The following is a 24,820-nucleotide window of genomic DNA, read 5'->3' as shown; positions in this document are numbered from 1 at the left end:
GGGTCTTACTTCTTCGGTGCCTTGGCGCCCGCCTTGATCAGGGCGGCGGCCAGCTTGTCATAGTCGTTGGGGCCGGCGATGCGGTCCACTTCCTTGCCACCCTTGCGGATGATCAGCGTGGGCGTCTGTTCGACCTTCGCCTCGGTGGCCTCCTGGCTGCTGGCGGCGATGTAGTCCTGGATGGGCTTGCTGGCGACGCAGGCGTCATAGGCCGGCGCCGGCAGGCCAGCCATGCCCATCATCTCCTTGAGGCCCGCCTCCGGGTCCTTGGCGCCCAGCCATTGGTCCTGGGTGCTGAATAGCAGGCTGCGGGCGTCATTATAGCTGCCGACGGGCAGGCAGCGCGTGGCCATGTGGGCCAGAAAGCCGACACGGTTGGTGGGCGTGTCGTGGAAGATGAAGCGCACCTGCCCGGGATTGATGAAGTCCGCTTTAAGGCGGGGCAGCATCGTCTCCTCGAAATGGGCGCAGTGCGGGCAGGAGAGGGAGGCGTATTCCTCGATCACCACCGGGGCGTTGCCGCTGCCCAGGGCGCGGGTGCTGGTGGCGGCCGCGATGTCGATGCCGCCACCCGTGGACGGGGCGGGGGCAACCGCTGCCTGGGCCACGGCGGGCGCGGGCAGGGCCAGCGGGGCGGCCAGCGCCGCCATCCCCATGACCAGGCCCTGGGCCATGCCGGCTCGATCACGCATCCAACGCCCTGCCATATCCCCCTCCATCCCGACTCCAAAACGCGACTGGTTCAAAACGCGACCGGTCCAAACGCGACGGGCACGAAGACGGCGCCCTTGGGATCCCCGTCCCCAGGGCGCCGCTGGTCTCACTTCTTGCGGCGGGTCAGCATGAAGATGCCGCCCAGCACGACTAGGGCGGCGATGATGCCACCCACGATCAGGCCGGTGTTGGGGCCGGTGGACGCGGCCGGCGCGGCGGCGGAGGCCGCCGGGGTGCTGGCCGGCGTGGTCGCGGCCTGGTCTGCGGGGGTGGCTGCGGCCGGCGCCGGCGCCGGGGCCGGGTTGGCCGGGGCCTTAGCGCCCGCCTTCACCAGCGCTTCCGACAGCTGGCTGTATTCACGCAGGTTGTCGATCTTCTCCACCATGGCGTCGCCCTTCTTGATGAAGAAGGTCGGGGTGCCGTCTACCCCCAGCTTTTCCGACGCGTCCAGCCGGCTCTGGGTGATGAAGTCCTGCAGCGGCTTGTTGCTCAGGCAGGCGGTGAAGGTAGCGTCGGACATGCCGCCCAGGCGCAGCGTCTGCTGCAAGGCCTTCAGCGGGTCGTCGGCGTGTTCCCACTGCGCTTGCGTCTTGAAGATCAGGCCCTTGGCGGCGGTGTAGCGGTCGGGCGGCAGGCAGCGGGCGGCCATTTCGGCGGCGAAGGCCAGCTGGTCCAGCGGGAAGTCGTGGAACACCAGCTGCACCTGGCCGGTGTCGATGAAGTCGGCCTTCAGCTGCGGCAGGAACGCTTCCTCGAAATGGGCGCAGTGCGGGCAGGTGAACGAGGCGTATTCCTCCAGCACCACGGGCGCCTTGACATCGCCCAGCACGCGCGGGCTGGTGGCGCTGGCGACGTCGATGGTGACCGGGGCGTCCGCCGCTTGGGCGTGGGCCGCACCGGCCGCCAGGACACCGGCCAGGGCACCGGCGGCCACCAGGGCGGCGGCCAGCGAATTACGCAGATGTAGGTTCACCTTAGTTCCTCCGATACCAACTGTAGTGACTATAGGGGGCGGCGCCGGGGGCCGGCAAGCCGCGTCCGAGGGGCTATCGCTTCGGGGACCCGACCGGCTTTTCGGTGGCCAGGATGGCGCGACCCAGGCTGGTCAGCGCCTCCCGCAAATCCCCGTCTTCCACGGCCGCCGTCTGGGTTTCCAGCGCCGCCGCCTCGCCCGCCGACAGGCGGCGGGGAATCGGCGCCGGCCGGTCGCGCCGCCGGTTGGTGGCGGGGGGCGCCTGCAGCAGCTTCAGCCGCGCCACGGCGCGGAAACCGAAGAAGCCGTTCAACCGCTGCAGGATCTGCGGCTCCTCATGCTGGATGAACAAAGCGGCGGGTCCGGCCACGCCCAGGTGCAGCACGGCATCATCCTGCCGGCCCTTGGGGAACTGCAGCTTCAGCGGCAGGGCCACGCTGGCCAGGCGGGGACCCACGATGGCGTCCCACTCGGCCAGCAGGGTGGCGAAGGCCGGGCCATGGGGGCCCAGCGCCTTGCCGGCGATGGCGTTCAGGTGGCGGCCAATGGGGCGGGGGCCGGGCATGGGTGGTGGTGGACCTTGAAACGGTTGCGGGGGCGGCGTATCCGCTAACGCCGACCCCTTTGTCTGGGACAGTGTTTGGGGGCAGTTGAACCATGGCGCAAGGGGCTTTGACCACACAATGATCGTCGCAGGCGACTCCCTTCCCCCCGGCAACGATTTGCCCGCCCCCCGGCCCGCCGACCTGCTGGCCTGGTACGACGCCCACCGCCGGGTGCTGCCATGGCGCTCCGCCCCCGGTGCCAAGGCCAACCCCTACCATGTCTGGTTGTCGGAGATCATGCTGCAGCAGACGACGGTGGCGACGGTCGGCCCCTATTTCCAGCGCTTCCTGACCCGCTGGCCCACGGTGGCGGATCTGGCGGCGGTGGACCTGGACGAGGTGCTGAAGGAATGGGCCGGTCTTGGCTATTACGCCCGTGCCCGCAACCTGCACGCCTGCGCCAAGGCGGTGGTGGCGCGGCACGGCGGCCGCTTCCCGGCGGACGAGGCGGCGTTGCTGGATCTGCCCGGCATCGGCGCCTACACCGCCGCCGCCATCGCGGCCATCGCCTTCGACCGGCCCGCCACGGCCATGGACGGCAATGTCGAACGGGTGATGTCCCGCATCTATGCCGTGACCGATCCGCTGCCAGGCTCGAAGCCCAAGCTGAAGGCGCTGGCCGCCGCCCTGGTGCCGGAAAAGCGGCCGGGCGACTACACCCAGGCCCTGTTCGACCTGGGCGCCACGCTGTGCAGCCCCCGCAGCCCCCGCTGCGTGCTGTGCCCGTGGATGGCGGCCTGCCGGGGCCGGCGCGACGGCCTGGCGGAACTGCTGCCGCTGAAGGCGGAGAAGGCCGCCAAGCCGACCCGCCGGGGGGTGGCCTTCTGGTTGACCAACGCCCGGGGGCAGGTGCTGCTGCGCCGCCGCCCCGAATCGGGCCTGCTAGGCGGGATGATGGAGGTGCCATCCAGCGCGTGGGAACCTGGCGTGGACCTCGCCTACACCCGCGCCCTGGGCTGGGCGCCGGCGGCGGCCGACTGGCAGCGCCTGCCCGGTGTCGTCCGCCATACATTCACCCATTTTCACCTGGAACTTACCGTCGTTCGCGGCCACCTGGATGACGATGGGGCGGCGGTGGAGGGCGTGTGGTGCGCCCCCGCCGACTTCCATGACCAGGCCCTGCCCACCGTCATGCGCAAGGTCGTCGCCTGGGCGCGCGGCGGCGGCAAGGACTGATCCCACCCAGGTGCCGCCGCGTTTCTCCATAGGACTACGGGTAGATGGGACGAGACGTGAGTGAGGGTGGTCAAGGAATGGCCAAGCCGACGCGGCGCGCGCTGCTGGCCGGCATGGGGGCGGCACTGGCGGCTCCCACCTTGCCGGGGCGGGCCTGGGCGCGGGCCGGCGGTACGCCCGTGGACCTCGCCCTGGTGATGGCGGTCGACAGCTCCGCCAGCATTTCCAAGGTGATGCTGGACTTCCAGCTGCGCGGCCACGCCGCCGCCTTCCGCGACAAGACGGTGCACCAGGCCCTGACCGGCGGGCCGAAGGGCAAGGTGGCGGTGCAACTGGCCCTGTTCTCCGGCCCCGGCACCCTGACCACCCTGGTGCCCTGGACCCTGCTGGCCGGGACCCAGGACGCGCTGGCCCTGGCCGACCGCATCGATGAGGCGCCCGGTGTCGCCATGGGCGGCAACACGGCGCTGGGCGATTGCATCGTCCAGGCCGTGCGCCAGCTGGACGCCTGCCCCTACAGCGCCGACCGGCGGACCATCGACCTGGTCAGCAACGGCTTCAACAACGGCGGCATCGATCCCCGCTCCGCTCGGGCGCACGCCCAGGCCGCCGGCGTGGGCGTGAACGGCCTGGTCATCCTGGACGAGTACGATTGGCTGGAACCCTACTACCGCGAGAACGTGGTCGCGGGGGAGGATGCCTTCGTCATAACCGCCGCCAACCGTCACGCCTTCGCCGATGCCTTCCTGTCCAAGCTGGTGCGGGAAGTGGTGTAGTTTTTGGGCGGCCGCCCAGGCGAAGGGCCGGGGCCCAAAAGAAAACGGGAGGGGTGTTTGCCCCTCCCGTTCTTATTTCAGCCAGATCGCTGGTCTTTACTGCTGCTTGCGGGGGCCAGCGGCCGGGCGGGGGCCCTGGGCGGGCTGCTGCTGCTGCGCGCCCTGGGCGGGCGGCGGCTCGTTGGCCTTCTTGCGCAGCACGCCGGCGATGGCGTTGCCGGCGTTGTCGGCCACCGCCTTGGACGCCACCGGCGCCTCATGCGAGATGATGAACAGCTGCCGGTCCTTGGTCAGGTACAGGATCAGGTTGGCGTAGAACTCGCCCTTGTCCGTCTTGCAGCTGGCGGAACCGGTCTGCATGTCGATCTGCAGCAGCTTTTCCAGCTTGCCCTTGGTCGGGGTGTAGGTGCCCTGGCAGCCCTTGGACAGGCTGTCCAGGTAGTTCTGCATGATCTTTTCCAGATCGCCGGCCTCAGGCTTCAGTCCGACGGACCGTAAGGAACCGATAACGTCCTTCTGGATGGCCCAGGCGAAGTCGCCCGGCCGCTCCTGCGGCGACATCTTGTCGACGGGCAGGGGGTGGGCGTCCTTCAGGCCGGCATCCATCAGCAGGGCGGCGAAGGCCGGCGGGATGGCGGGCGGCGGGGCGGGAAGCTGCAGCTTCCCGGCCATGGCCTGGTCGAAGCAGGCGTTCAGGTCCTTGAACGCCTTGGTGCCGCCCTTCAGCACGAAGGTGGCCGTGTCGTTGGGGCTGGTGATCTCCAGCTTGTTGGCCGCCGGCAGCGCCTTCATGAAGTTGGCGTCCATCGGGTCGAAGCCGGTCATGATGGCGTTCGGCTGGATGACCTGCGAACCGCGCGTCTGCTCCAGCTTGCCGTCGAGCTTCAGCTTGATGGCCGGGCCCTGGCCCGGCGGCATGTTGGCGCCGGGCACGCCGATCACCAGGTTGATGATCTTGGGCGGCAGCTTCTTCGCCTGCTGCTCGGCCTGAGGCACGGGCAGGGCCAGGAAGACTAGCGCCAGGCCGTTGTCGAAGCTGGCCTGCGCCTCGCACAGCTTGAAGCTGCCGTCGGTATAGACCTGCGGACCCACCTGCCAGTTGCCGGTGACGGTGCCGACCTTGGAGGCGGCCGGCGCGCCGGAGGGCGCCGCCGGGCCGGTGGCGGGGCCGGCGATCGGGGCCTGCGCGGCCGGGGCCTGGCGCGGGCCGGCGCTGGGGCCCAGTGCCGGGCCCGCTGCCGGACCCACTGCGGGGCCGGCGGCCGGGCCGGACGGCATGGGGGCCTGCTGGGGGGCTGCCACGCTGGAACCGGAGGAGATGGCGCCCGGCAGGATCAGGCCGCCGTTGTCGCCACCGCCGGCCGGCGCTTGGCCCCCCGAGGCTTGATCCGGCTGGGGCGTGGTCTGGGCAAGGGCGGAACCGGCCAGGACCAGAGCGGTGCCGGCGGCAAGAAGACGGGCGGTGAAGCGGGACACGGGGCTACGTCTTATCCTAAATGAAACCCATGGGTGCGACGGGACCCTAGGGCACGTCATGGCATCATTCAAGGGGCATGCGCGATCGCGCCGCAGGCCTGTCCTTGCGCGCTCTCCGGAAGAGTTTGCGCCAAGCGCTGCGGCGGCCATACCCCCGCCATAATTCTTCAATTCTACTCTCCACTTACAGGCTTTCCGCTGGAAATGTCGTTGCGTGCCCGATATAAGAAACGATCACATTTGGCGCGCGAACGTTTGGGGGCAAACGATGCGTTTCGCAGCCGCGTTAGTGGTTCTGATGGTATCCGCGCCGATGTTGGCGCATGAGCGTCTGGACGCCGCCGAGGTCGGCCGCTACGTCAGCGCGGCGGAGGCCCTGGTCGCGTCCGCGCCGGACGATGGACAGCCCGCTTTCGTCCTGCTGGCCCACCCGGGGCCGGAGGCGAAATCCCTGCTGGCCAGTTATGGCTTTGATGAGCGGCGCTGGCGCCAGGTGACCCAGCGCGTGCTGGCCGCCCGGCAGGCGGCCCGCGCGGCGGAGGAGCCGGTGGAAAAGGGGGCGGCGGCGCAGAAGCTGGCGTCCGCCTCCAGTCTCAGCGCCTTCGACCGGCAGGAGATGGCCGCCCTGGTCCGCTGGACGGAGCATGACCGCGCCGCCCTGGAACAGGAAACCAAGCAGGACCGGTCGGTGATGGCCCCCTTCTTCGAGCGGCTGGATAGGCTGGACGCCAGCCATGTCCGTCCCATGGGGCGCTGACCGGGGTGGACTAACTGGCCATATCCGGCGCGCTTAACCCCTATATCCACCCGCGCGGGCCTGCGGTTGATGCGCCCATGCGCGCGAGGCCCCTCGCCCCCGGCGGGCAAACATCCTATATAGGGGCCGTGAGCCTGACGGATCCCTCCCCCTGGATGGCGGGCCGGTGGTTTCCTGCCTTTGCTTTAGGATAAGTGCACGCGATGACGGACTATCGGCTGCAGGCCGCGACGGTGGACAAGATGCCGGCGGCCGGCCCCGGGGCGCCGCCCTCCCACACCGCGCCCGGGGGGCAGCCTACCCCCTCCCACGCCGCCGTGCCGCCGAACCAGATCCGCGGTTTCAAGCGCTATCTGAACAGCTTCTTCAAGGATCACGCGTTCATCCGCATGATCTACAAGAACATGTTCAAGATTTCGCCGCGGCTGTACCGATCCAGCCAGCCGACGCCGCGCCACATCGCCCAGGCCGCCCGCCTGGGCGTGCGCACCGTCATCAACCTGCGCGGCCGCCGCGACAATTGCGGGTCCTGGGTGCTGGAGGATGAGGCCTGTACCCGCCACGGTCTGACCCTGGTGAACTTCGCCGTCAATTCCCGCGACGCGCCCAAGAAGCACATCCTGCACCAGGCGCGGCAGATTTGGCGCGACGCCCAGTACCCCGTGCTGATGCACTGCAAGGCCGGGTCCGACCGCGTCGGCTTCATGAGCGTGCTATACCAGTTCGTGCATGAGGGGGTACCGCTGAAAATGGCGCTGGGTCAGCTCAGCCCCAAGTATGGCCACCTGCGCCATGCCAAGACCGGCATCCTGGACCACTTCTTCGAGACCTTCCTGGCCTATGCCCAGGCCCAGGGGATCGAGCCTAGCGTCGACGCCTTCTACACCTGGGTGGATGACGTCTATGACCCGCCCGAATTCAAGAAGACCTTCATGACGCGCTGGTGGGCCAGCGTGCTGGCTGACAAGGTGCTGCGCCGGGAGTGACCCCGGCGCCAGCCCAGCCTTTCCGGCATATACGCGCGGCATTTGATCGTGACCGCTCAAATGCTTCCTCAGGCACCCGCAGTCGCGGGCTACAGCGGCACGAGTCGCTACCTCGTGCCGCTGGCGTTACTTCACTTCATAAAGCGCGCTGCCGTGCGCAGGTAGCGTGACGCTCAGGCTGTCCGCCGCCGGCAGGGCCTTGTCCGTCCACAGGTCGTGGGCGGTGAGGTTGCCGCCGGCCAGGCCCAGCTTTCCCCAGGACGCCGACAGCGTCGACGGCTTGTCGTCCAGGTTGAACAGGGCCAGGTAGCGTTGGCCCTTGGCGCCCGTGGCTAGCCAGACGCGCGCGTTCTCGAAGCCGGCGGGCAGGTCCGTCACCGGGTGGCTTTCCGTGGCCGTCTGGTCCACCTGAATGACGGCGCGATTGGTGATCAGGGCGCGCGTGGCCTCGTCCAGCTTGGTGAGGTTGGCGCCCAGGATCAGCGGCGACCGGGCGATGGCCCACAGGGTCACCTGGGTGCGCTGCTCATCGGCCGTCAGTCGCGACGTGCGCGGGTCGCCCCAGCCGGGATTGGGTTCCAGCACGCCTATGGGCAGCATGTCGGCGTCGGGCCAGCGGCCATGCTTGGCATGGGGCGCCCAGCCCGGCAGGACGTCGAACAGGTCGCGCAGGCCATAGGGGAAGCCGTCCGTGGGCTTGTCATGCGGGAAGGTCCAGCCGTCCCAGACGTCGTTGGTGATCCGCCACATCTGGCCATAACGGCTGATTTCATCCGCGTGGGACAGGTTGGTGGGACCGGGGGAAAGACTCAGCACGATGGGCCGGCCCGTCTTGGCGATGGCGCTGCTGATCTGCCGGATTTCACTGACCTTGTAGGGATGGTCGGCGATGCAGTCGACCTTCAGGAAATCCAGCCCCCACCGGGCGTACTGAGCCATCATCGAATCATAATAGGCTTGGCCGGCAGGGGTGTCGCGCACCCCGTAGTTGCCATCGTCCCAGGGGCAGGTGTCGGCGGTGTCCGCCGCGTCGGCGGCGTGGAAGGACGATCCCGCCACCGGCGTGTTCCGCTCCACGGCCTGCTTGGGGATGCCGCGCACGATGTGCAGACCGAACTTCAGGCCCTGGGCATGCAGCCAATCGGCCAGCGGCTTGAAACCCTGACCACCGGCGGCGGAGGGGAAGCGGGCGGGTACGGGAACCAGCAGGCCGTTGCCGTCCAGCAGGTATTGCCGCTCCGCCAGCGACTTGCCGAAGGGGTCGGCCATGTACCAGCCTTCATCCACCACGGCGTAGGTCCAGCCATAGGGTTTCAGCGTCGCCAGGACGCCCGCGTTGGCCTTGAAGTCGGCCTCGTCGATGGTGAAGCCGTAGGCGTCCCAGCTGTTCCACCCCATTGGGGGCGTGGGGGCGGGCGACTTGGCCGGCGCGGCCAACGCCGTGCCGGCGGCCAGTAAGGACGGTAACAAGCTCGCGATGCGCAGCCAACGCCGCATGGGGTCCTCTCCCTCTTCCATATTGTTAGCGATAACAGTACGGAAAAGCGGGGCGGCCGCAAGGACGGAGATCGGATTAGTCGTACTAATGCAGCGTTGGCGGCCGGCCGTTCAGATCCTCATAGCCGCTGGCGTCCTCGAACGCGGCGATGGAGGAGATGGGCGTGGCCTGGTGATGGATCATCTGCCAGCCGCCGCCGGAACGAGCGAACAGGTTGGTGACCACCAGCGCCGTGTTGGCCACGAACTCCTCGCACACCACCCAGCCGATGTCGCCGCACACCGTGGCCTGTTCGCTCTGGTGACGCACGCCCGGCGACCGGGGGTTGCCCAGCAACTCGCGCCAGCTGCGCATCACGGGCTCGCGGCCCGACAACGCCGGCCAGCCGGGATGGACGCAGCGCACGTCGCGGTCCTGCGCCCACAGGGCCTCCATGCCGGCCACGTCGCGGTCCGCGAAGGCCTGGTAGAAGCGGCGATTGGCGGCCAGCACATCCTGGACATCCGTGTCGCCGTGTTCATGTTGATGGGTGTCACCCTCCGCCGTTTCGGTTTCCGGTGCCTGGCATGAAAGCGCGTGGGTCTTCACCATTGCGTCCCCTGTTGACGGCATTCCGGCCGGCTCTCTCAGCGCCGATCCACCGTCAGCTTAGCGTGGGCGCGCGCCGCGTGTCCCCGACTCGGGGTCCTTGGTCACGGAATTGTGCCCGAAAAGGAAGGGGGCGGCGGGTTGCCCCGCCGCCCCGGCCTTGTACCAGCGCTTGGATACCAGTGCTTGGCGACCGCCTCATTCCGCCGGGGCGGTGGCTTCGGCCCCGCCGCCCTTGGGCAGCGCGTTCAGGGTGCTGAGGAACAGGGCCGCGATGTAGGGGAAGGACTGGACGACCAGCATGGTGGCCCAGACGTAGGCATCGCGGTTGTCGCTGCCCTTCAGCAGGGCGATGGCGGCGGCGGCCAGCCACAGGCCCAGCATCAGCCCCACCTCTTCCCGCGCGTGCAGGAAGCCCTGGATCAGGGCGGGCTGATCCTCGCACTTGGGCGTGCGCACGAAGGGGCGGCCGCTGGTGAACAGGCCCACCCAGACGGCGCGGCCCACGGTGTGGGTCAGCGCCATGCCGGCGATGGCGGCGCCCAGCTTGTCGATGAAGCGGCACTTCACCCGCTCCCCATACAGCCACAGGCCGCACAGCACCTTGAAGAAGAAGACGCTGAGGGTGGGCAGGATGAAGACGGTGGGTGGGAACTCGATCCACTGCGGCAGCAGCAGCAGGCCCAGCGACCAGATGATGCCGCCGATGACGAAGCCCATGTGGGCGGCGTCGGCGAACCAGGGCAGCCAGCCGGTGATGAAGTGATACTTCTGGCCGGCGGTCAGCTTGGTGCCGCCCGGCATCATCTCGCGCCAGTGGCGCTTCAGGATCTGCACGGCGCCGTAGGCCCAACGGAAGCGTTGGGTCTTGTAGCCGGCGAAACTATCGGGGACCAGGCCCTGGCCGAAGCTGTCGGGCATGTAGACCGCTTCCAGCTTCTCCTCGAACAGGCGCAGGCCCAGTTCCGAATCCTCGCAGATGCACCATTCGGCCCAGCGGCCCACGCCGTCCAGGGCGCTTTTGCGCACCAGGGTCATGGTGCCGTGCTGGATGATGGCGTTGCGCTCATTCCGCTGGATCATGCCGATGTGGAAAAAGCCCTGGTATTCCCAGTTGATCATCGACTTGAAGGCGTCGTCGGACCAGTCGCGGTAGTCCTGCGGCGACTGGACGAAGCCCACCTCCGGCCGCTTGAAATAGGGAATGGTGGCCGATAGCCAGTCGGGCGTGACCTGGTAGTCGCTGTCGATGACGCCCACCACCTCCACGTCCGGGGCGGTGACGGACAGGCCGAAGTTCAGGGCGCCGCCCTTGAAGCCCGGCCAGCGCGGCAGATGGAAGAAGCGGAAGCGCGGCCCCAGCTTGGCGCAGTATTCCTCCAGCGGGCGCCACACCGCCTCGTCCTTGGTGTTGTTGTCGATCACCAGGACTTCGAAGTTGGGGTAGTCCATGGCCGCCAGGGCGTCGAGGGTCTCGATCACCATGTGCGCCGGCTCATTATAGCAGGGCACGTGGATGGAAACCTTGGGCGTGTAGTCGCCCAGCGGCTCCCGCACGGGCGTGTAGCGCCGTTTCCATCGCTGGGTCCACACCACCTCCGTCAATTCCAGGCCGTCGATCAGCATGACGGCGAACAGGATCAGCTGGGCGAGGATCAGCACCATGAAGGCGGTGAAGGACAGGGTGCCCATGCCCACGGTCAGGGCCTGGGTGCCCGTCCATACCAGGACCGAGGCCACCGTCTGGATCAGGAAGCCGTAGAACAGCTGGCCGCGCCATTTCAGGTCGTCGCGGGCCAGCACGAAGAAGAACATGGGCAGGAAGGCCAGGGCGGTGGCGATGGCGCACAACACCCGCCACGACGGCACCTCCAGGATGCCGCCCACCATGGGGAACTTCTGGTGGCGGTGGGCGTCCCAGATGCCCCAGGCCGTCTCCGCCGTGCCGCCCAGCGTCCGTTTCCAGGGCTGGTCGAAGGCCTCCATGATGTAGAAATCCAGGCGCTGCTGTCCGGCGATGTTCAGGAAGCTGCGGATGTACTTGGCCTCGTTCACCAGGCCGGCCTCGGCCGCCCCGCGATAGGCGCCGTCGGACGGCCAGCCGGTCTCGCCGATCAGGATGTGTTTGTTGGGGAAGCGTTCCTGCACCTGGCGGTAGGCCGCCATGGCGTCCTCCACCGCGCGGTCCACCGACACCTTGTTCCAGTAGGGCAGCAGGTGGATGGTGATGAAGTCGCAGGCGTCGGCCAGTTCCGGATGGTCCAGCCAGACGTAGGACGGCTCGGCCGTGGACACCGGCACGTTGACCTGGCGCTTCACGCGCTGGATGTAGTCGATCAGTTGGGCGACGCTGAAGTCGTCGCGGAACAGCACCTCGTTGCCGACCATGACCCGCTTCACGTTGGCGTTGGCGCGCGCGACGCGCACCAGGCCCGCCAGTTCCGCCTCGTTGGCGGCCATGTCCTTGGACAGCCAGGCGCCCTGGGTGATGGTCAGGTTGGGGTAGCGCTCCAGGGCGATGGGCGCCACCTGGTCGATGCCGTTGCCCACCTGATAGGTGCGGATGGACTGCACATGCGGCGCCACCACGTCCAGGTCGCGCTTGATGTCGTCGGCGGTGGGACTGTCGCCGTTCTGCGGGGTCTGGTTGGCCTGGAAGGGCACGAAGGCCACGCCGGCGATGGTGCCGGCCCAGGGGCGCTCCACGGCCGGGCGATTGACGATCGCCCACGCGCCGATGTTGCCCAGCACCAGAAGAAGCAGGACCGCCCAGGCGGATTTCTGCATCCTCAAAATCTTACGCATTGTGAACGACCCCTGCCCCAGGAACGGGAGAACGATGAACGGGATGACGGCGACGGAATAGCAGAACGGCGGACCCGAAACATATGAACAAACGGGACGGTTCCCTGCCCCAGGGCACCGGCCGCGTGCGAACCATCCCTTCCATTGGCATGACTATGGGGCAATTTTGTGGACGAAGGGCCGCCCTCCGGCCCTCAAGCCAGGTCAGCAAGCCAGGCTACCAGGTCAGGCCCAGTCATCCACCCCACAGCCAAACCCTTTGGACGGGCGGCGTCGGGCAGTAGTACATAGCCATCCCGGCGGCGGCGTCCAGCGGTATTGCGGACACCGTCGTCCGCATCGCGACGCCGGGCCCTAGCCACCGGTCCAGGAACGGATTTCCCTGAAATGACAAGCGCCGACGACTTCACGCTGCACCCCCGCCTGGCCGCCGACACCGTGGCGCTGGGCGACCTGGCCCTCTGCCGCGCGCTGCTGTCCCGCAACGCCTGCTGGCCCTGGCTGATCCTGGTGCCGCGCCGTGTCGGCGCCGTCGAGATCCATAGGCTGGCCACGGCCGACCAGATCCAGCTGATGGCTGAGATCACCCAGGCCTCGCAGGTCATGGAGGCGGCGTTCGCGCCCGACAAGCTGAACGTGGCCGCCATCGGCAACATGGTGCCGCAGCTGCACGTCCACGTGGTGGCCCGCACGCGCGGGGACGCCGCCTGGCCGGGCCCCATCTGGGGTTCGGGCCATGAGCGGGCCTATGCCGCCGGCGAGGCCGAGGCGCTGGCCCGGCGGCTGGCGGTTGATCTGGGCCTGTAAGCGGGCCGTAAAGGGTATTCCATAACCAGAAAGCCGGAGGGCGCTTCCATGATCATCGTCCATCACCTGAACAACTCCCGCTCCCAGCGTGTGCTGTGGGCGCTGGAGGAGCTGGAGCTGCCCTACCAGGTGGTCCGCTATGAGCGCGATCCCGCCACCCAGCTGGCGCCGCCGGCGCTTAAGGCCGTCCATCCGCTGGGCAAGTCGCCGGTGATCGAGGATGACGGCCTGGTGCTGGCGGAATCGGGCGCCATCATCGAGTACCTGGTGCGCACCTATGGCGAGGGCCGCCTGGCCCCGGCGCCGGGCGACCGGGCCGCCCAGGCGCGCTACCTGCACTGGATGCACTTCGCCGAGGGGTCGGCCATGCTGCCCCTGCTGCTGCATCTCTACACCAGCCGCCTGGGCGAGGCGGCCGCGCCCCTGCAGCCCCGCATCGCCAGCGAAACCGCCAACCACCTGGGCTACATGAACGCTGAACTGGCCCAAGGGCCCTGGTTCATGGGCGACCAGTTCACCGCCGCCGACATCCAGATGAGCTTCCCCATCGAGGCGGCCATGATGATGCCCGGCACCGGCCAACACTTCGCCCACCTGGCCGCCTTCGTGACCCGCATCCAGACGCGCCCGGCCTATCGCGCGGCCGTGAAGAAGGGCGGGCCCTACCGCTATGACCGAGGGTGATCGAGGCGCGCCCTTAGCCAATCGGCCAGGGGCGCCCACACTTGGTCCGGTGCGCCGGCGCTGACCACCATGCCGATATGGCCCAGGTGGGGCTCCAGCCGGTCGCCGCCGGGGATGGCGTCGATCAGGGCGCGGGCGGCGCCCGGTGGCACGATGCGGTCGCGGGCTGGGATGATGGCCAGGGTGGGCAGGCGGATGGCGCGGGCGTCGATGGCCTGGCCGCCCACCCGCCAGGTGCCCTCCGCCGGGTCATTGCGGCCGTACCAGCCGCCCAGGCATTCCCGGGCCACGGCCGCCGCCAGCGGCACGCCATCGTTCAGCCAATCCTCCAGCGCGACGAAGTCCTGAGCGTCCTGGCTGTCCGGGTCCAGGGTGGCGTAGCGGCTGAACTTGCGCAGGGCCAGCAGCGGATCCAGCCCGGCGAACAGGAACTGGATCATGTCCACCGGCAGTTCGCCCAGCCAGGTCAGCGCCGGCTCCACCAGGGGCAGGACGGCGGCCGTGCGCAGGGCGGCGGCGGGGTCGTCGGCGTGGAAGTCCCAGGGGGCGGCCAGCAGCACCAGGGATGAGATCGCTTCGGGCCGCAGTACGGCGGCGGCGGCGGCCAGCGTGCCGCCCATGCAATAGCCCACCAGGGCCGGTGCCTGGCCCATCAGGTCGCGCGTGGCATCCACCGCGCGGGCCAGGCGGCCGGCGACATAGTCGGTGAGATCGAACCCCCGCTCCACCGCCCCCACCGTGCCCCAGTCCAGCAGCAGGGGGCGGAAGTTCTGGGCGGCCAGCCAGCGCACCAGGCTCTTGCGCGCCGACAGGTCCAGCACATAGCCGCGGTTGACCAGCGAAGGCACGAACAGCAGCACGGGGCCCTTGGCACCGGGCAGGCTGTAATCCAGCAGGCGGCTGTTGCCCTCCGTCCACACCGGCGGCGGGTCGGTGACGTCGCGCTGGTAGGGATTGCGGCGGTAGCGTTCCAGCCCGGCCAGCAGTGTGTCGAGTCGGCGCCGGGTCTCACGCTCAACCGCCGCTTTCACCGCTTCCGGGTCGGCGCCGGCGAGATCGGCGCGCAGTTGGCGGCACCTCGGTTCCAGCTCCTTGCGCCAGATCGGCGAGCTGCCGTTCAAGAGCGGCAATCCGGCCTGCGAGTTCAGCAAGACGGCCATCGCCGCCGTCAGATGCGTCGCCAACGGCCGAGGGCCCTGGCGGGGCTTCGGCGGGGCTGTCGTGGCCGGTCCGGTCGGTGGTGCTTGGTGTGCTGGCATGGGGCCCCCAGGGGAAGGCGGCGGGGGTGAAGAAGGGCACGCCCATCCAGGCGCCGGCCCCAGGATTCGTGCCGCTGGCGGCGAAGGGATTGCCGCCCGGCCAGCCGGTTTGGCCCCCTCCCGTCGGCCAGGCGGTGGCTTGGCCCAACGCGCGCACCAGGCGGGCGAAGGCGCCGGTCATGTCGGGGTCGGCGGCCACGGCGGCCCACTGGTCCTGCCACAAGTCCAGGTAGCGGCGGGCCAGCGACTCCACGCTCGGCGGCTCGCCGGGGGTGGGGGCGGCCTCGTCTTCCGGGGCGCCGGACGGCGGTGGTGGGGCGTCGGTTTCGCGGGGCATGGGCTTCAATCTACACCCCCCGCCGCCGCCTGGCAAAGCGGTGGCGGAACGACATACGCGCATTGGTTCTTGGCAGGATGCTTGCACGTTCCGCACTGCATGGATTAGCTATGTGCAGTGCACCCGTTGTGCGGGTGATAAACATCGCCGGGAAACGCCGCCTATGGTCGACAAAGAAGATCCCAAGCCCGCGCCGATCACCATCAAGAAGTACGCCAACCGGCGCCTCTACAATACGGCCACCAGCTCCTACGTGACCCTGGACCATCTGTGCCAGATGGTGAAGGACGGCACCGACTTCGTCGTCTACGACGCCAAGACGGGTGACGACATCACGCGCTCGGTGCTGACCCAGATCATCGTGGAAGAGGAATCCAAGGGCGGGCAGAACCTGCTGCCCATCGGCTTCCTGCGGCAGTTGATCAGCCTCTATGGCGACAACATGCAGTGGATGGTGCCGAAGTACCTGGAATACAGCATGCAGTCCTTCACCCGTAATCATGAAAAGATGCGGGATTACTTCCAGGGCACGCTGGGCGGCATGTTCCCCTTCGGCTCTTTCGAGGAAGTGGGCAAGCAGAACATGGCCATGTTCGAACGGGCCATGCGCATGTTCTCTCCCCTGGCCGGGGCTGAAGGCGGCAAGCCGGAAGCGGCCGAGGCGCCCAAGGCCAAGTCTGCCAGCGGCGGCGGGCAGTTCGATGAACTGCAGAAGCGGCTGGACGAGTTGCAGCAGCAGCTGGTTTCCCTCACCAGCCTGACCCGCAAGCCGGACTGATCCTGATCCGGCTTGCGGCGACTCAAAGCCCAGGCGCTTGCCAAAGGAAGTCCCGGTCCGCCCCGTCGCGGCCGGGATTTTTTGTGCGCCTGCGATAAAGCCGGCTTCAGCATTCGCCCGAGGAAAGACAGCCACAGGTGGTGCGCCGCCCGGCCCCGGTGGTGGGGCTGGGGGTTGCGCCAACGGCATTTCACGGGGTGCCGGACCCTGGGCTAAGGTTTGCGCCCCGGACGACAGGCCCGGTTCCAAGCGAATAAACGGGGACCACCCGGCAGAGGGTGACGCCCCTTCTGAAGGAAAAAGAGGAAAGACATGCCGCTGAACCGCAGGATTGTTCTGGCCTCGCGCCCCGAAGGGCTCCCGACGGAACAGAACTTCGGGATGGAGCAAGCGTCCATCCCCGTGGCGGGCCCCGGCCAGATGCTGCTGAAGACGCGGTGGCTCTCCCTCGACCCCTACATGCGCGCCCGCATGAGCGCCGCCAAGTCCTACACCCCGCCCATCGAGGTGGGTGGCCTGATGGTGGGCGGCACCATCGGCGAGGTGGTGGAAAGCAACGTCCCTGGCTTCCAGGCGGGTGATCTGGTGCTGTCCAATTCCGGCTGGCAAGAGTACGCCGTCGCAGGACCGAAGTCGGTGCATAAGCTGGACACCGATGGCCTGCCGGTGACGACGGCCCTGGGCGTGCTGGGCATGCCGGGCCTGACCGCCTATGTCGGCCTCTACGACATCGGCCAGCCCAAGGCGGGCGAGACGGTGGTGGTGTCCGCCGCCGCCGGTGCCGTCGGCTCCGTTGTCGGCCAGCTGGCCAAGCTGAAGGGGGCCCGCGTCGTCGGCATCGCCGGCGGGCCGGAGAAGTGCGCCTTCGTGGTGGAGGAGCTGGGCTTCGACGCCTGCGTCGACTACAAGGCGGAGAATTTCAAGGAAGCGCTGGCCGCCGCCTGCCCCAACGGCGTCGACGTCTATTTCGACAATGTCGGCGGCCGGGTGACGGACGCGGTGTTCGATCTGCTGAACACCTTCGCCCGCGTGCCGCTGTGCGGCCGTATCGGCAACCTGAACGACACCGCCCTGCCGGCCGGCCCGGACCGGACGCCGGCCCTGCTGTCGGCCATCCTGACCCGCCGGCTGCATGTGCAGGGCTTCATCGTTTCCGACCACTGGCACCGCAACGACGCCTTCCTGGAAGAGGTCGGCGCCCTGGTGAAGAGTGGCCAGCTGCGCTATCGCGAGGATGTGACCGAGGGCCTGGAAAACGCCGTGCCGGCCTTCCTGGGCCTGCTGCAGGGCAAGAACCTGGGCAAGGCGCTGGTCAAGCTGTAAGCCGGTTCCAGCACACTCCTGAAGGTCAAGCCCCCGCCTCGGTGACCCCGGCGCGGGGGCTTCGTTTTTCTTACACCCTGATTTCGGCGCCCAGCACCTTCAGCAATTGGGCCAGCCAGGCGGCGTGGGCGGGCCAGGCGGGGGCGGTCACCAGCTTGCCGTCGGTGACGGCGCCATCCACCGGGATGTCGGCGTACTCGCCGCCGGCCAGGGTCACCTCCGGCCGGCAGGCAGGGTAGGCGGAGACCTTGCGGCCGGACAGCACGCCGGCAGCGGCCAGGATCTGGGGGCCGTGGCAGACGGCGGCGATGGCCTTGTCCTGGGCGGCGAAGGCCTTCACCAGAGCCAGCACGCGGCTGTCCAGGCGCAGGAACTCCGGCGCGCGGCCACCGGGGATAACCAAGGCCACGTAATCGTCGGCCTTCACGCTCTCGAAATCGGCGTTCAGCGTGAAGTCGTGGCCGCGCTTCTCGGTATAAGTCTGGTGGCCCTCGAAATCATGGATGGCGGTGGCGATCTTGTCGCCCGGCCGCTTGCCCGGCGCCACCGCGTCCACCTGGTAGCCCACCATGGACAGGGCCTGGAAGGGCACCATGGTCTCATAGTCCTCGGCGAAATCGCCGACGATCATCAGGATGCGTTTGGGGGGCATGCGGGTTCCTCCTGGTGGGCGGGGGGATGTCTCCCCAGGATGCCGTGCACGGTCTCGCAGGCCTATGGGCCATAAGGGGGTAGGCGTGGGATGATCTTTAGCCGGAAGGTCAAGGCGCTTAGAAGGTGCCCTGAGAATGGCGGCGAATCCTTTAGCCTTGGTAGACAGTCTTGCTACCAAGTACGATAATCTGCGCCTGTGGGAAGGAGATATACGATGGCCGAGGTCCAGAAAGTCAGCGTCGCCCTCACGGTGGAACAAGTCGCCGCCCTGCGGATGGCCGTCGAAGCTGGCGAATACGCGACAACCAGCGAAATCATCCGGGAAGCGGTTCGCGATTGGCAATTCAAACGTGAACTTCGGCAGCAGGACGTTCGACGTTTGCGTCAGCTTTGGGATGAAGGCAAGGCCAGCGGCGCTGCGGAACCCTTTGATATTGAGCGATCGATTGCCGCCGCTCAGGCACGCTTGGGCAAGACCCACGCCGAATGATTCCTATCTACCAATCGCCTGCCGTTGCACGCGACCTGGAAGAGATTTGGTTATCGATCGCGATCGATAATACTGCGGCGGCAACCCGGGTTCTCCGTGCCATTGGCGTCCGCATCGGCCGGCTGGCGACATTTCCTCGCATGGGGGTGCGCCGCCCTGATATCCGCCCGAGCGCGCGCGTGCTTGTTGAAGGGGCTTATCTGATTCTTTTCGAGACTTATCCCGACACGAACGACGGGCCTGTCGAACGTGTGGATATCGTCCGTGTCATTGATGGCCGCCGGGATTTGCCCGCCCTGCTTACCGATCCGCCTGGCGGTTCACCACCGCCGTGACCGGTGCCAGCACGATGCCCCGATCGCGCAGGCCCACGGCCCAGCGGGCGATGCCTTCGAGCGTCACGGGATAGGGCTGGGCATAACCCACGGCGACGCCGTTAAGCTTGGCCAGCCGTTCCAGTTCCGCCAATTGGGCGGCGACGCCGGCGTCGGACGGCGCACGGTCCACCTGCACGTCCGACACGGCCCGGGGCAGGCCCAGCTGGGTGGCGATGCGGGTGGCCTGGCTGGCGGTGGTGGGCCAGCTGTCGACATAGATCAGGCCGCGCCGCTGCACCTGGCGCAGCACGGTCTGCAGGCTGTCGTGGCTGGCCAGGAACTTGGTGCCGGTCAGATTGGTCAGGCCGACATAGCCGGTGGCGCTGGCCATGGCCGTTTCCAGCCGGTCCACGTTCTTCTCGTCCGGCAGGCTGGTCAGCAAGGTGCCGGGGCCGGGATCGTTCTGAGGGAAGCCCTGCGGCTCCATCGGCACCTGCAACAGCACCTCGTGCCCGTCGCCGCGCGCCTGGTCCACCGCCTTCTGCAGGTTGGGGGCGCCGGCGGCGAAGGCCAGGGTGACGGCGGCCGGCATGCGGGCCAGCACCTTCTCCAGGGCGCTGGGCGACCAGCCCAGGTCGGCCATCACCAGGGCGATGCGCGGGCGCTTGTCATCCTGGGGGAAGGGGCGGCTGTAGGCCTGCCAGGGGGCGGGGCCCTTGGCAGGCATACGCGGCAGATAGCCGGCGCGGGTCTTTTCCAACAGGTCGTCGTTGCGGCTGGGCGCCAGCTTGACGGCCACGTCCATGGGGTCGGGGTCGTGCGGGGCCGCGGGCTTGGCGGTGCCCTCCGCCGGGGCGGCCGGGTGCGGGGCCTCCACCGGCCGCGCGCCGCCCTGGGGCAGGGTGACGGGGATGTCGGCCAGCATGGTGGCTTTGCGCCGCGCGGCGGCCGTCTCCTCCGCCGTGGCGGCCAGCCAGGCGACCGTGCCCGCCACGGCCAATACCGTCAGGGCCACGGCCACGGCGAACAGGTTCAGCCGGCGGCGGGGCTTTTCAGGGTCGTCCCCGGCTGGTCCAGTGGCGGCCGCCCCGACACGACCGGCGCGCTTGGGCACGCCCAGGCGCGCCGCCAGCACATCGGCGGACGCGTCCTCGTCCGCGCCAGCCAGCAGCGCCTCGAAGGCGTCGTCATCGCCGCCCTTCTTGCGTTTTGTTGTCTTTGCCGCCTTGGCGGGCTTGGTCTTGCGCGGCGTGCTCGGGCGCGAGACCAAGGCCTTCAGGCGGGTGGGTAGGGCGGCCAAGGGGTCCCCGTCGGTTGGCTAGTGCCGGGTGCGTTCAATCAGAAACACACTCGGCCCTAAATGCTTGTTCAAGGAGCGGATTCACGCCGCAAAGCGCTTCCGCTTTTCCGCGATCCGCTCGAGGGCGTCGTCAGTTCGTGGCCTTGGACTGCTGCAACAGCGACAGGCCACGCAGCAGGTCCAGGGCGCGGGTCAGCTGGTAATCCTGGGGTGTGGCGTCGCCGGTGGCGGCCGGCGGCACCGGCGTGCCAGGCGCGTCCTGGCCCTTGGTGCCCGCCTTCGGATCCTGGGTCTTGGAATCGACCTTGGCCTTGTCGGCGCCAACCCCCTTGTTGTCGGGGGTCTTGCCGTCGGGCGCCTTCGCGTCCGGGGCCTTTTCCGAAGTCTTGTCCTTGGCGTCGTCCGGCTTGGCCGGCTGCTTGGCACCCGGATCGGTGTTGCGCAGGGCGTGCGGTAGGTCGGCCTCGCGCCGGCGGATGACACCGGCGGGCGCGCCCACCTCTTCCACCTTGGCCTGCTGGACCTCGATGTCCGGGGTGATGCCCAGCTGCTGGATGGACCGGCCGGAGGGCGTGTAGTAGCGCGCCGTGGTCAGCTTCATGGCGTTGCCGCCCGGCATGGGCATGAGGGTCTGGACCGAGCCCTTGCCGAAGCTCTGCGTGCCCATGAGGATCGCGCGCTTGTGGTCCTGCAGCGCGCCGGCCACGATTTCCGAGGCGGAGGCGGAGCCGCCGTTGATCAGCACCACCAAGGGCAGGCCGTGGATGGCGTCGCCCGGCTTGGCGTTGTAGCGCTCGCCCTGGTCCGGGCGGCGGCCGCGGGTGGAGACGATCTCGCCCCGCTCCAGGAAGGTGTCGCTGACCGAGATGGCCTGGTCCAGCAGGCCGCCGGGGTTGTTGCGCAGATCCAGCACATAGCCCACGACCTTGTCGCCCAGCTCCTTCTGGATGCCGGCCAGGGCCTTGTCCAGGCCCACCTGGGTCTGCTCGGTGAAGCCGGACAGGCGGATGTAGCCGACATTGCCTTCCACCCGCCACCGCACCGACTGCACCTTGATGACCGCGCGGGTCAGGGTGAAGTTCAGCGGCTGGGGCACATTGTTGCGGTGGATGGTCACCTTGATGTCGGTGCCCGGGGCGCCGCGCATCTTCTCCACCGCCTCGTTCAGGCCCAGGCCCACGATGGCTTCGTCGTTCAGGTGGGTGATGTAGTCGCCAGGCTGCACGCCGGCGCGGGAGGCGGGGGTGTCGTCGATGGGCGAGATCACCTTGACCACGCCGTTTTCTTCCGTGACCTCCAGGCCCAAGCCGCCGAACTCGCCCTTGGTCTGGACCTGCATGTCCTCCCAATTCTTCTTGTTCATGAAGTTCGAGTGCGGGTCGAGAGAGGCCAGCATGCCGTTGATGGCGGCCTCGACCAGCTGGTCGTCCGGCACCTCCTCGACATAGTCGGACTTCACCCGCTCGAACGCTTCGGTGAACAGTTCCAGCTGCTTATAGGTTTCCGCCTTGATCGGCGGCTTGGCGTCCAGCGGCCGGGACAGGGGGCTTGCCAGATAGACCAGGGCCACGACGGCCACGGAGGTCAGCAGTTTCTTCATCTCACCCTTGTCCTTTACCCTCGGTGCCCGCGAAGCCGCGCAGGGGATTGATCGGCTGACCACCCCGCCGCAACTCGAAATACAATGTGGGGGTTCCGTCGCTGGCCATGGCGCCCATGGGCTCGCCGGTCAACACACGTTGTCCCACCCGCGTATCGATCCGACCCAATCCCGCGATCAGGCTATGATAGCCATTGGGGTGCTCGACGATCAAGATAAGGCCATATCCCTTGAAGGGTCCGGCGAAGACCACCGACCCCTCATACGGCGCCACCACCGGCGACCCGGCGCGGGCGCTGATGCGGACACCGCGGCTGGTGGTACCCACGGCGTCCTGCTCGCCATAGCGCTGGGCCACGGGGCCCGCCACCGGCAGGGTCATGCCACCCAGCGCCGTACCGCCCGGCACGTCCTTGGGCGTGCGGCCCATGGCGGCCAGCCGCTCCTGCGCCTTTTTCTGCCGCGCCTCCTCGGCCAGCTGGCGCTTCTGCGCCTCCGCCTGGCGGGCGCGTTCGGCGGCGGCCTTGCGCTCCGCCTCCAGCTTTTCCACCAGGTCGCGCAGGTCGCCGGCCTGGGCAGTCAACACCGCCATGTGGCCGGCCACGTCCTGCAGCTCGGCGTCGTTGGCCTGCGACAGGGCCTCGCGGCGCGACACCAGGTCGCGCAACTCCCCCTCGCGCTTTTCCAGGTCCTTCTTCGCCGCCAGGGCCTGGGCGCGCTTGTCCGCCAGCTTCTGGCGCAGGGCGGCCAGGTCGCGCAACTGCACGGCCAGGGCGTCGGCCCGTTTCTTCAGCTGGGGAATGGCCTCGCGCAGCAGCAGGGCGCTCTTCACCATCTCGCCCGGTGCCTCCGGCCGGGCCACCATGGCCTCCGGCGGCAGGCGGGACAGGCGCTGCAGGGCGCCCAGCAGCTCGGCCAGGGCGGCGCGGTCGGCGTCGATGCGGGCCACCTGCTCCTGCTCGTTGGCCGCCAGTCCGGCCAGCGACTGCTCCACCGCGCGCAGGGCGTCGTCCTGGCGGCGCTGGTCCTCCGCCACGGCCACGGACTTGGCGCGCAGGTCGGCCAACTCGCGTTCCAGGGCGTCGTTCTTGGCGTCCAACTCGGCCTTGCGGGCCTGGTCGGCCTTCAGGTCCTTTTCCACCTTGTCCAGCTGGCGCTGGGCGTCGCGGGGGACGCCTTGCGAGGCCGTCGTCTGCGCGACGGGCGTCAGCACCACCGGCGGGGCGTGCTCAGCCCACACCGATCCCGGTGCCAGCAGGGCCAGCGCCAGGGGGAACAGTCGGAACGGGGCCTTGTGCGGGATCACGCCGGGGCTGCGCTCACTCGGGTGTGGGCTTACTCGGCCGCCGCGCGCGCCGCGTCGCGGACCAGCAGGGAATGGCCCGTCATCTCCTCCGGCTGGGGCAGGCCCATCAGCTCTAGCAGGGTGGGGGCCACGTCGGCCAGCTTGCCCCGCTCCAGCCGCACCACGTCCGCCGGGGCGTTCACCAGGATGGCGGGCACCAGGTCCAGGGTATGGGCGGTGTGCGGGCCGCCCGTCTCCGGGTCCTTCATCAGCTCGCAATTGCCGTGGTCGGCGGTGATCAGCAGGGCGCCGCCCTGGCGCTTCACCGCGGCCTCCAGCCGGCCGATGCTGCGATCCACCGCCTCCACCGCCTTGACGGCGGCGGCCAGGATGCCGGAATGGCCGACCATGTCCGGGTTGGCGTAGTTGACCACCACCAGGTCGAAGGCGCCGCTGTCCACCGCCGCCACCAGCTTGTCCGTCAGCTCATCGGCCGACATTTCCGGCTGCAGGTCGTAGGTGGCCACCTTGGGCGAGGGGATCAGGATGCGCTCCTCCCCCTTGTAGACCTTTTCCTCGCCGCCGTTGAAGAAGAAGGTGACGTGCGGGTACTTCTCCGTCTCGGCAATGCGCAGCTGCTTCAGGCCCTTCTGCGACACGATCTCGCCTAGGGTATGGCGGATCTCCTTGGGCGGGAAGATGGCTGGCAGGTATTTCGCCAGGGTGGAGGAGTATTCCACCATGCCCAGCTGGGCGGCGAATTTCACCGGCGTGCCGCGATCGAATCCGCTGAACTCCGGCTCCACCAGGGCGGACAGGATTTCGCGGGCGCGGTCGGCGCGGAAATTGGCCATCAGCACGCCGTCGCCGTCCTTCATGCCGGCATAGTCGCCGATGACGGTGGGCAGGATGAATTCGTCATGCTTGTCGGCGTCATAGCTCTGCTTGACCGCCGCCTCGGCGCTGTCGGCCCTCTCGCCCACGGCCGACACCAGGGCGCGGTAGGCCTTTTCCACCCGGTCCCAGCGCTTGTCGCGGTCCATGGCGTAGTAGCGGCCGTCCACCGTGGCGATTTTGGCGCCGGGGGCATCCTTCAGCCCGGCCTCGATGGCGGCCAATTGCTCCAGGGCGCTCTGCGGCGGCACATCGCGGCCGTCGGTGAAGGCGTGCAGGGCGACGGGGATGCCGGCCTGGGCCAGGGTGCGGGCCAGGGCGACCATATGGTCCTGGTGGCTGTGCACCCCGCCGGGGGAGGCCAGGCCCAGGATGTGCGCGGTGCCGCCGGACTTCTTCAGGGCGGCCTTGAAGGCGGTCAGCGCCCCGTTGGTTTCGAACTCGCCCTGGGCGATGGCGCGGTCGATCATGGGCAGATCCTGGAACACCACGCGGCCGGCGCCCAGGTTCATGTGCCCCACCTCGGAATTGCCCATCTGGCCGGCGGGCAGGCCCACATCCTCCTCGCTGGCAGACAGCAGGCCGTGTGGGCACTCCTTCCACAGGCGGTCGTAGTTGGGGGTGTTGCCCTGGGCGACGGCATTGTCCGCCACCTCTTCCCGATAGCCCCAACCGTCCATGATGCACAGCACCACGGGGCGGGGGGCTTTGCTGGTCTTGTCGGTGGCGGCCATGGCT

Annotated in this window: 24 protein-coding genes; 10 read left to right on the top strand and 14 right to left on the bottom strand. The window is 68.6% G+C overall.

From position 1 onward, the window contains the following. Positions 1-5: 5 nt before the first annotated feature. The 3 genes from FBZ87_RS25160 to FBZ87_RS25150 form a co-directional block, all read right to left on the bottom strand. Positions 6-692, bottom strand: coding sequence for a thioredoxin domain-containing protein (locus FBZ87_RS25160; RefSeq protein ID WP_186454968.1), 687 nt, complete (start codon positions 690-692; stop codon positions 6-8). A 128-nt stretch (positions 693-820) separates the two neighbouring features. Continuing rightward, on the bottom strand, positions 821-1,687 hold the full coding sequence (locus tag FBZ87_RS25155; RefSeq protein WP_145613337.1) for a thioredoxin domain-containing protein: 867 nt from the start codon (positions 1,685-1,687) through the stop codon (positions 821-823). Positions 1,688-1,760: 73 nt separating this feature from the next. Continuing rightward, positions 1,761-2,252, bottom strand: coding sequence for a DUF721 domain-containing protein (locus FBZ87_RS25150; protein ID WP_145613336.1), 492 nt, complete (start codon positions 2,250-2,252; stop codon positions 1,761-1,763). A 118-nt stretch (positions 2,253-2,370) separates the two neighbouring features. On the opposite strand from FBZ87_RS25150, the gene mutY reads away from it, so the two are divergent. Next, positions 2,371-3,468: an A/G-specific adenine glycosylase gene (gene mutY, locus FBZ87_RS25145; protein WP_145613335.1), complete on the top strand. Its 1,098-nt coding sequence runs from the start codon at positions 2,371-2,373 to the stop codon at positions 3,466-3,468. Between the two features lie 77 nt (positions 3,469-3,545). Next, positions 3,546-4,244: a DUF1194 domain-containing protein gene (locus tag FBZ87_RS25140; protein ID WP_186454967.1), complete on the top strand. Its 699-nt coding sequence runs from the start codon at positions 3,546-3,548 to the stop codon at positions 4,242-4,244. A gap of 96 nt (positions 4,245-4,340) precedes the next feature. On the opposite strand, the gene FBZ87_RS25135 is transcribed toward FBZ87_RS25140, so the two are convergent. Continuing rightward, entirely contained in the window at positions 4,341-5,720 is a 1,380-nt protein-coding gene (locus tag FBZ87_RS25135; RefSeq protein ID WP_145613333.1) for a hypothetical protein, read from the bottom strand. A gap of 268 nt (positions 5,721-5,988) precedes the next feature. Between FBZ87_RS25135 and FBZ87_RS25130 the strand changes: the two genes are divergently transcribed. Next, positions 5,989-6,477 carry a hypothetical protein gene (locus tag FBZ87_RS25130; RefSeq protein WP_145613332.1) on the top strand — a complete coding sequence of 163 codons (489 nt, stop codon included), beginning with the start codon at positions 5,989-5,991 and terminating at the stop codon, positions 6,475-6,477. Positions 6,478-6,680: 203 nt separating this feature from the next. Beyond that, positions 6,681-7,463 (top strand): protein tyrosine phosphatase family protein, encoded by a 783-nt coding sequence (locus FBZ87_RS25125; protein ID WP_246134592.1) that lies wholly within the window; start codon positions 6,681-6,683, stop codon positions 7,461-7,463. Positions 7,464-7,589: 126 nt separating this feature from the next. On the opposite strand, the gene FBZ87_RS25120 is transcribed toward FBZ87_RS25125, so the two are convergent. The 3 genes from FBZ87_RS25120 to FBZ87_RS25110 form a co-directional block, all read right to left on the bottom strand. Further along, entirely contained in the window at positions 7,590-8,960 is a 1,371-nt protein-coding gene (locus FBZ87_RS25120) for a glycoside hydrolase family 27 protein (protein WP_246134591.1), read from the bottom strand. Positions 8,961-9,045: 85 nt separating this feature from the next. Beyond that, a complete protein-coding gene (locus FBZ87_RS25115; RefSeq protein ID WP_145613331.1) occupies positions 9,046-9,552 on the bottom strand; it encodes a nuclear transport factor 2 family protein in 507 nt (168 codons plus the stop codon). A 195-nt stretch (positions 9,553-9,747) separates the two neighbouring features. After that, positions 9,748-12,336 (bottom strand): glycosyltransferase, encoded by a 2,589-nt coding sequence (locus FBZ87_RS25110; protein WP_246134590.1) that lies wholly within the window; start codon positions 12,334-12,336, stop codon positions 9,748-9,750. A gap of 405 nt (positions 12,337-12,741) precedes the next feature. Here FBZ87_RS25110 and FBZ87_RS25105 point away from each other — a divergent pair, with 405 nt between their 5' ends. Further along, positions 12,742-13,161: an HIT domain-containing protein gene (locus FBZ87_RS25105; protein ID WP_145613329.1), complete on the top strand. Its 420-nt coding sequence runs from the start codon at positions 12,742-12,744 to the stop codon at positions 13,159-13,161. Between the two features lie 48 nt (positions 13,162-13,209). Continuing rightward, positions 13,210-13,845 (top strand): glutathione S-transferase family protein, encoded by a 636-nt coding sequence (locus FBZ87_RS25100; protein WP_145613328.1) that lies wholly within the window; start codon positions 13,210-13,212, stop codon positions 13,843-13,845. On the opposite strand, the gene FBZ87_RS25095 is transcribed toward FBZ87_RS25100, so the two are convergent. Together FBZ87_RS25095 and FBZ87_RS29905 are read right to left on the bottom strand one after the other, a co-directional pair. Then, positions 13,830-14,966: an alpha/beta fold hydrolase gene (locus tag FBZ87_RS25095; RefSeq protein ID WP_246134589.1), complete on the bottom strand. Its 1,137-nt coding sequence runs from the start codon at positions 14,964-14,966 to the stop codon at positions 13,830-13,832. The two genes, FBZ87_RS25100 and FBZ87_RS25095, sit on opposite strands and share 16 nt — an antisense overlap. Continuing rightward, positions 14,860-15,441, bottom strand: coding sequence for a hypothetical protein (locus FBZ87_RS29905; protein ID WP_246134588.1), 582 nt, complete (start codon positions 15,439-15,441; stop codon positions 14,860-14,862). Before FBZ87_RS29905 ends, FBZ87_RS25095 begins: the two co-directional genes overlap by 107 nt. A gap of 163 nt (positions 15,442-15,604) precedes the next feature. On the opposite strand from FBZ87_RS29905, the gene phaR reads away from it, so the two are divergent. Further along, positions 15,605-16,219, top strand: coding sequence for a polyhydroxyalkanoate synthesis repressor PhaR (phaR, locus tag FBZ87_RS25090; protein ID WP_145613326.1), 615 nt, complete (start codon positions 15,605-15,607; stop codon positions 16,217-16,219). A gap of 312 nt (positions 16,220-16,531) precedes the next feature. Continuing rightward, the gene (locus FBZ87_RS25085) at positions 16,532-17,542 is read left to right on the top strand and encodes an NADP-dependent oxidoreductase (protein WP_145613325.1); all 1,011 of its coding nucleotides are present in this window, start codon (positions 16,532-16,534) and stop codon (positions 17,540-17,542) included. A 70-nt stretch (positions 17,543-17,612) separates the two neighbouring features. Here the strand turns inward: FBZ87_RS25085 and FBZ87_RS25080 are convergent, their stop codons facing one another. Then, a complete protein-coding gene (locus FBZ87_RS25080) occupies positions 17,613-18,194 on the bottom strand; it encodes a DJ-1/PfpI family protein (RefSeq protein WP_145613324.1) in 582 nt (193 codons plus the stop codon). Positions 18,195-18,410: 216 nt separating this feature from the next. On the opposite strand from FBZ87_RS25080, the gene FBZ87_RS25075 reads away from it, so the two are divergent. Together FBZ87_RS25075 and FBZ87_RS25070 are read left to right on the top strand one after the other, a co-directional pair. After that, positions 18,411-18,686: a ribbon-helix-helix domain-containing protein gene (locus FBZ87_RS25075; protein WP_145613323.1), complete on the top strand. Its 276-nt coding sequence runs from the start codon at positions 18,411-18,413 to the stop codon at positions 18,684-18,686. After that, positions 18,683-19,021, top strand: coding sequence for a type II toxin-antitoxin system RelE/ParE family toxin (locus tag FBZ87_RS25070; RefSeq protein WP_145613322.1), 339 nt, complete (start codon positions 18,683-18,685; stop codon positions 19,019-19,021). The genes FBZ87_RS25075 and FBZ87_RS25070 overlap by 4 nt, the downstream gene beginning before the upstream one ends. On the opposite strand, the gene FBZ87_RS25065 is transcribed toward FBZ87_RS25070, so the two are convergent. The 4 genes from FBZ87_RS25065 to gpmI all read right to left on the bottom strand — a co-directional run bounded on the left by FBZ87_RS25065 (position 18,987) and on the right by gpmI (position 24,816). Continuing rightward, entirely contained in the window at positions 18,987-20,303 is a 1,317-nt protein-coding gene (locus FBZ87_RS25065) for a divergent polysaccharide deacetylase family protein (protein ID WP_145613321.1), read from the bottom strand. The genes FBZ87_RS25070 and FBZ87_RS25065 overlap by 35 nt on opposite strands. A gap of 130 nt (positions 20,304-20,433) precedes the next feature. Next, positions 20,434-21,903, bottom strand: a complete 1,470-nt coding sequence (locus FBZ87_RS25060; RefSeq protein WP_145613320.1) for a S41 family peptidase — start codon at positions 21,901-21,903, stop codon at positions 20,434-20,436. A 1-nt stretch (position 21,904) separates the two neighbouring features. Next, positions 21,905-23,209 (bottom strand): murein hydrolase activator EnvC family protein, encoded by a 1,305-nt coding sequence (locus FBZ87_RS25055; RefSeq protein WP_145613319.1) that lies wholly within the window; start codon positions 23,207-23,209, stop codon positions 21,905-21,907. Between the two features lie 29 nt (positions 23,210-23,238). Next, complete coding sequence (gene gpmI, locus FBZ87_RS25050) at positions 23,239-24,816, bottom strand: 2,3-bisphosphoglycerate-independent phosphoglycerate mutase (protein ID WP_145613318.1); 1,578 nt, start codon at positions 24,814-24,816, stop codon at positions 23,239-23,241. Between the last annotated feature and the right edge of the window lie 4 nt (positions 24,817-24,820).

It is taken from the genome of Nitrospirillum amazonense (assembly GCF_007828035.1).
Classification (GTDB): Bacteria; Pseudomonadota; Alphaproteobacteria; order Azospirillales; family Azospirillaceae; genus Nitrospirillum; species Nitrospirillum amazonense.
Note: the sequence above shows the minus strand (reverse complement) of the source record. Positions and strands in the feature narration are given on the sequence as shown.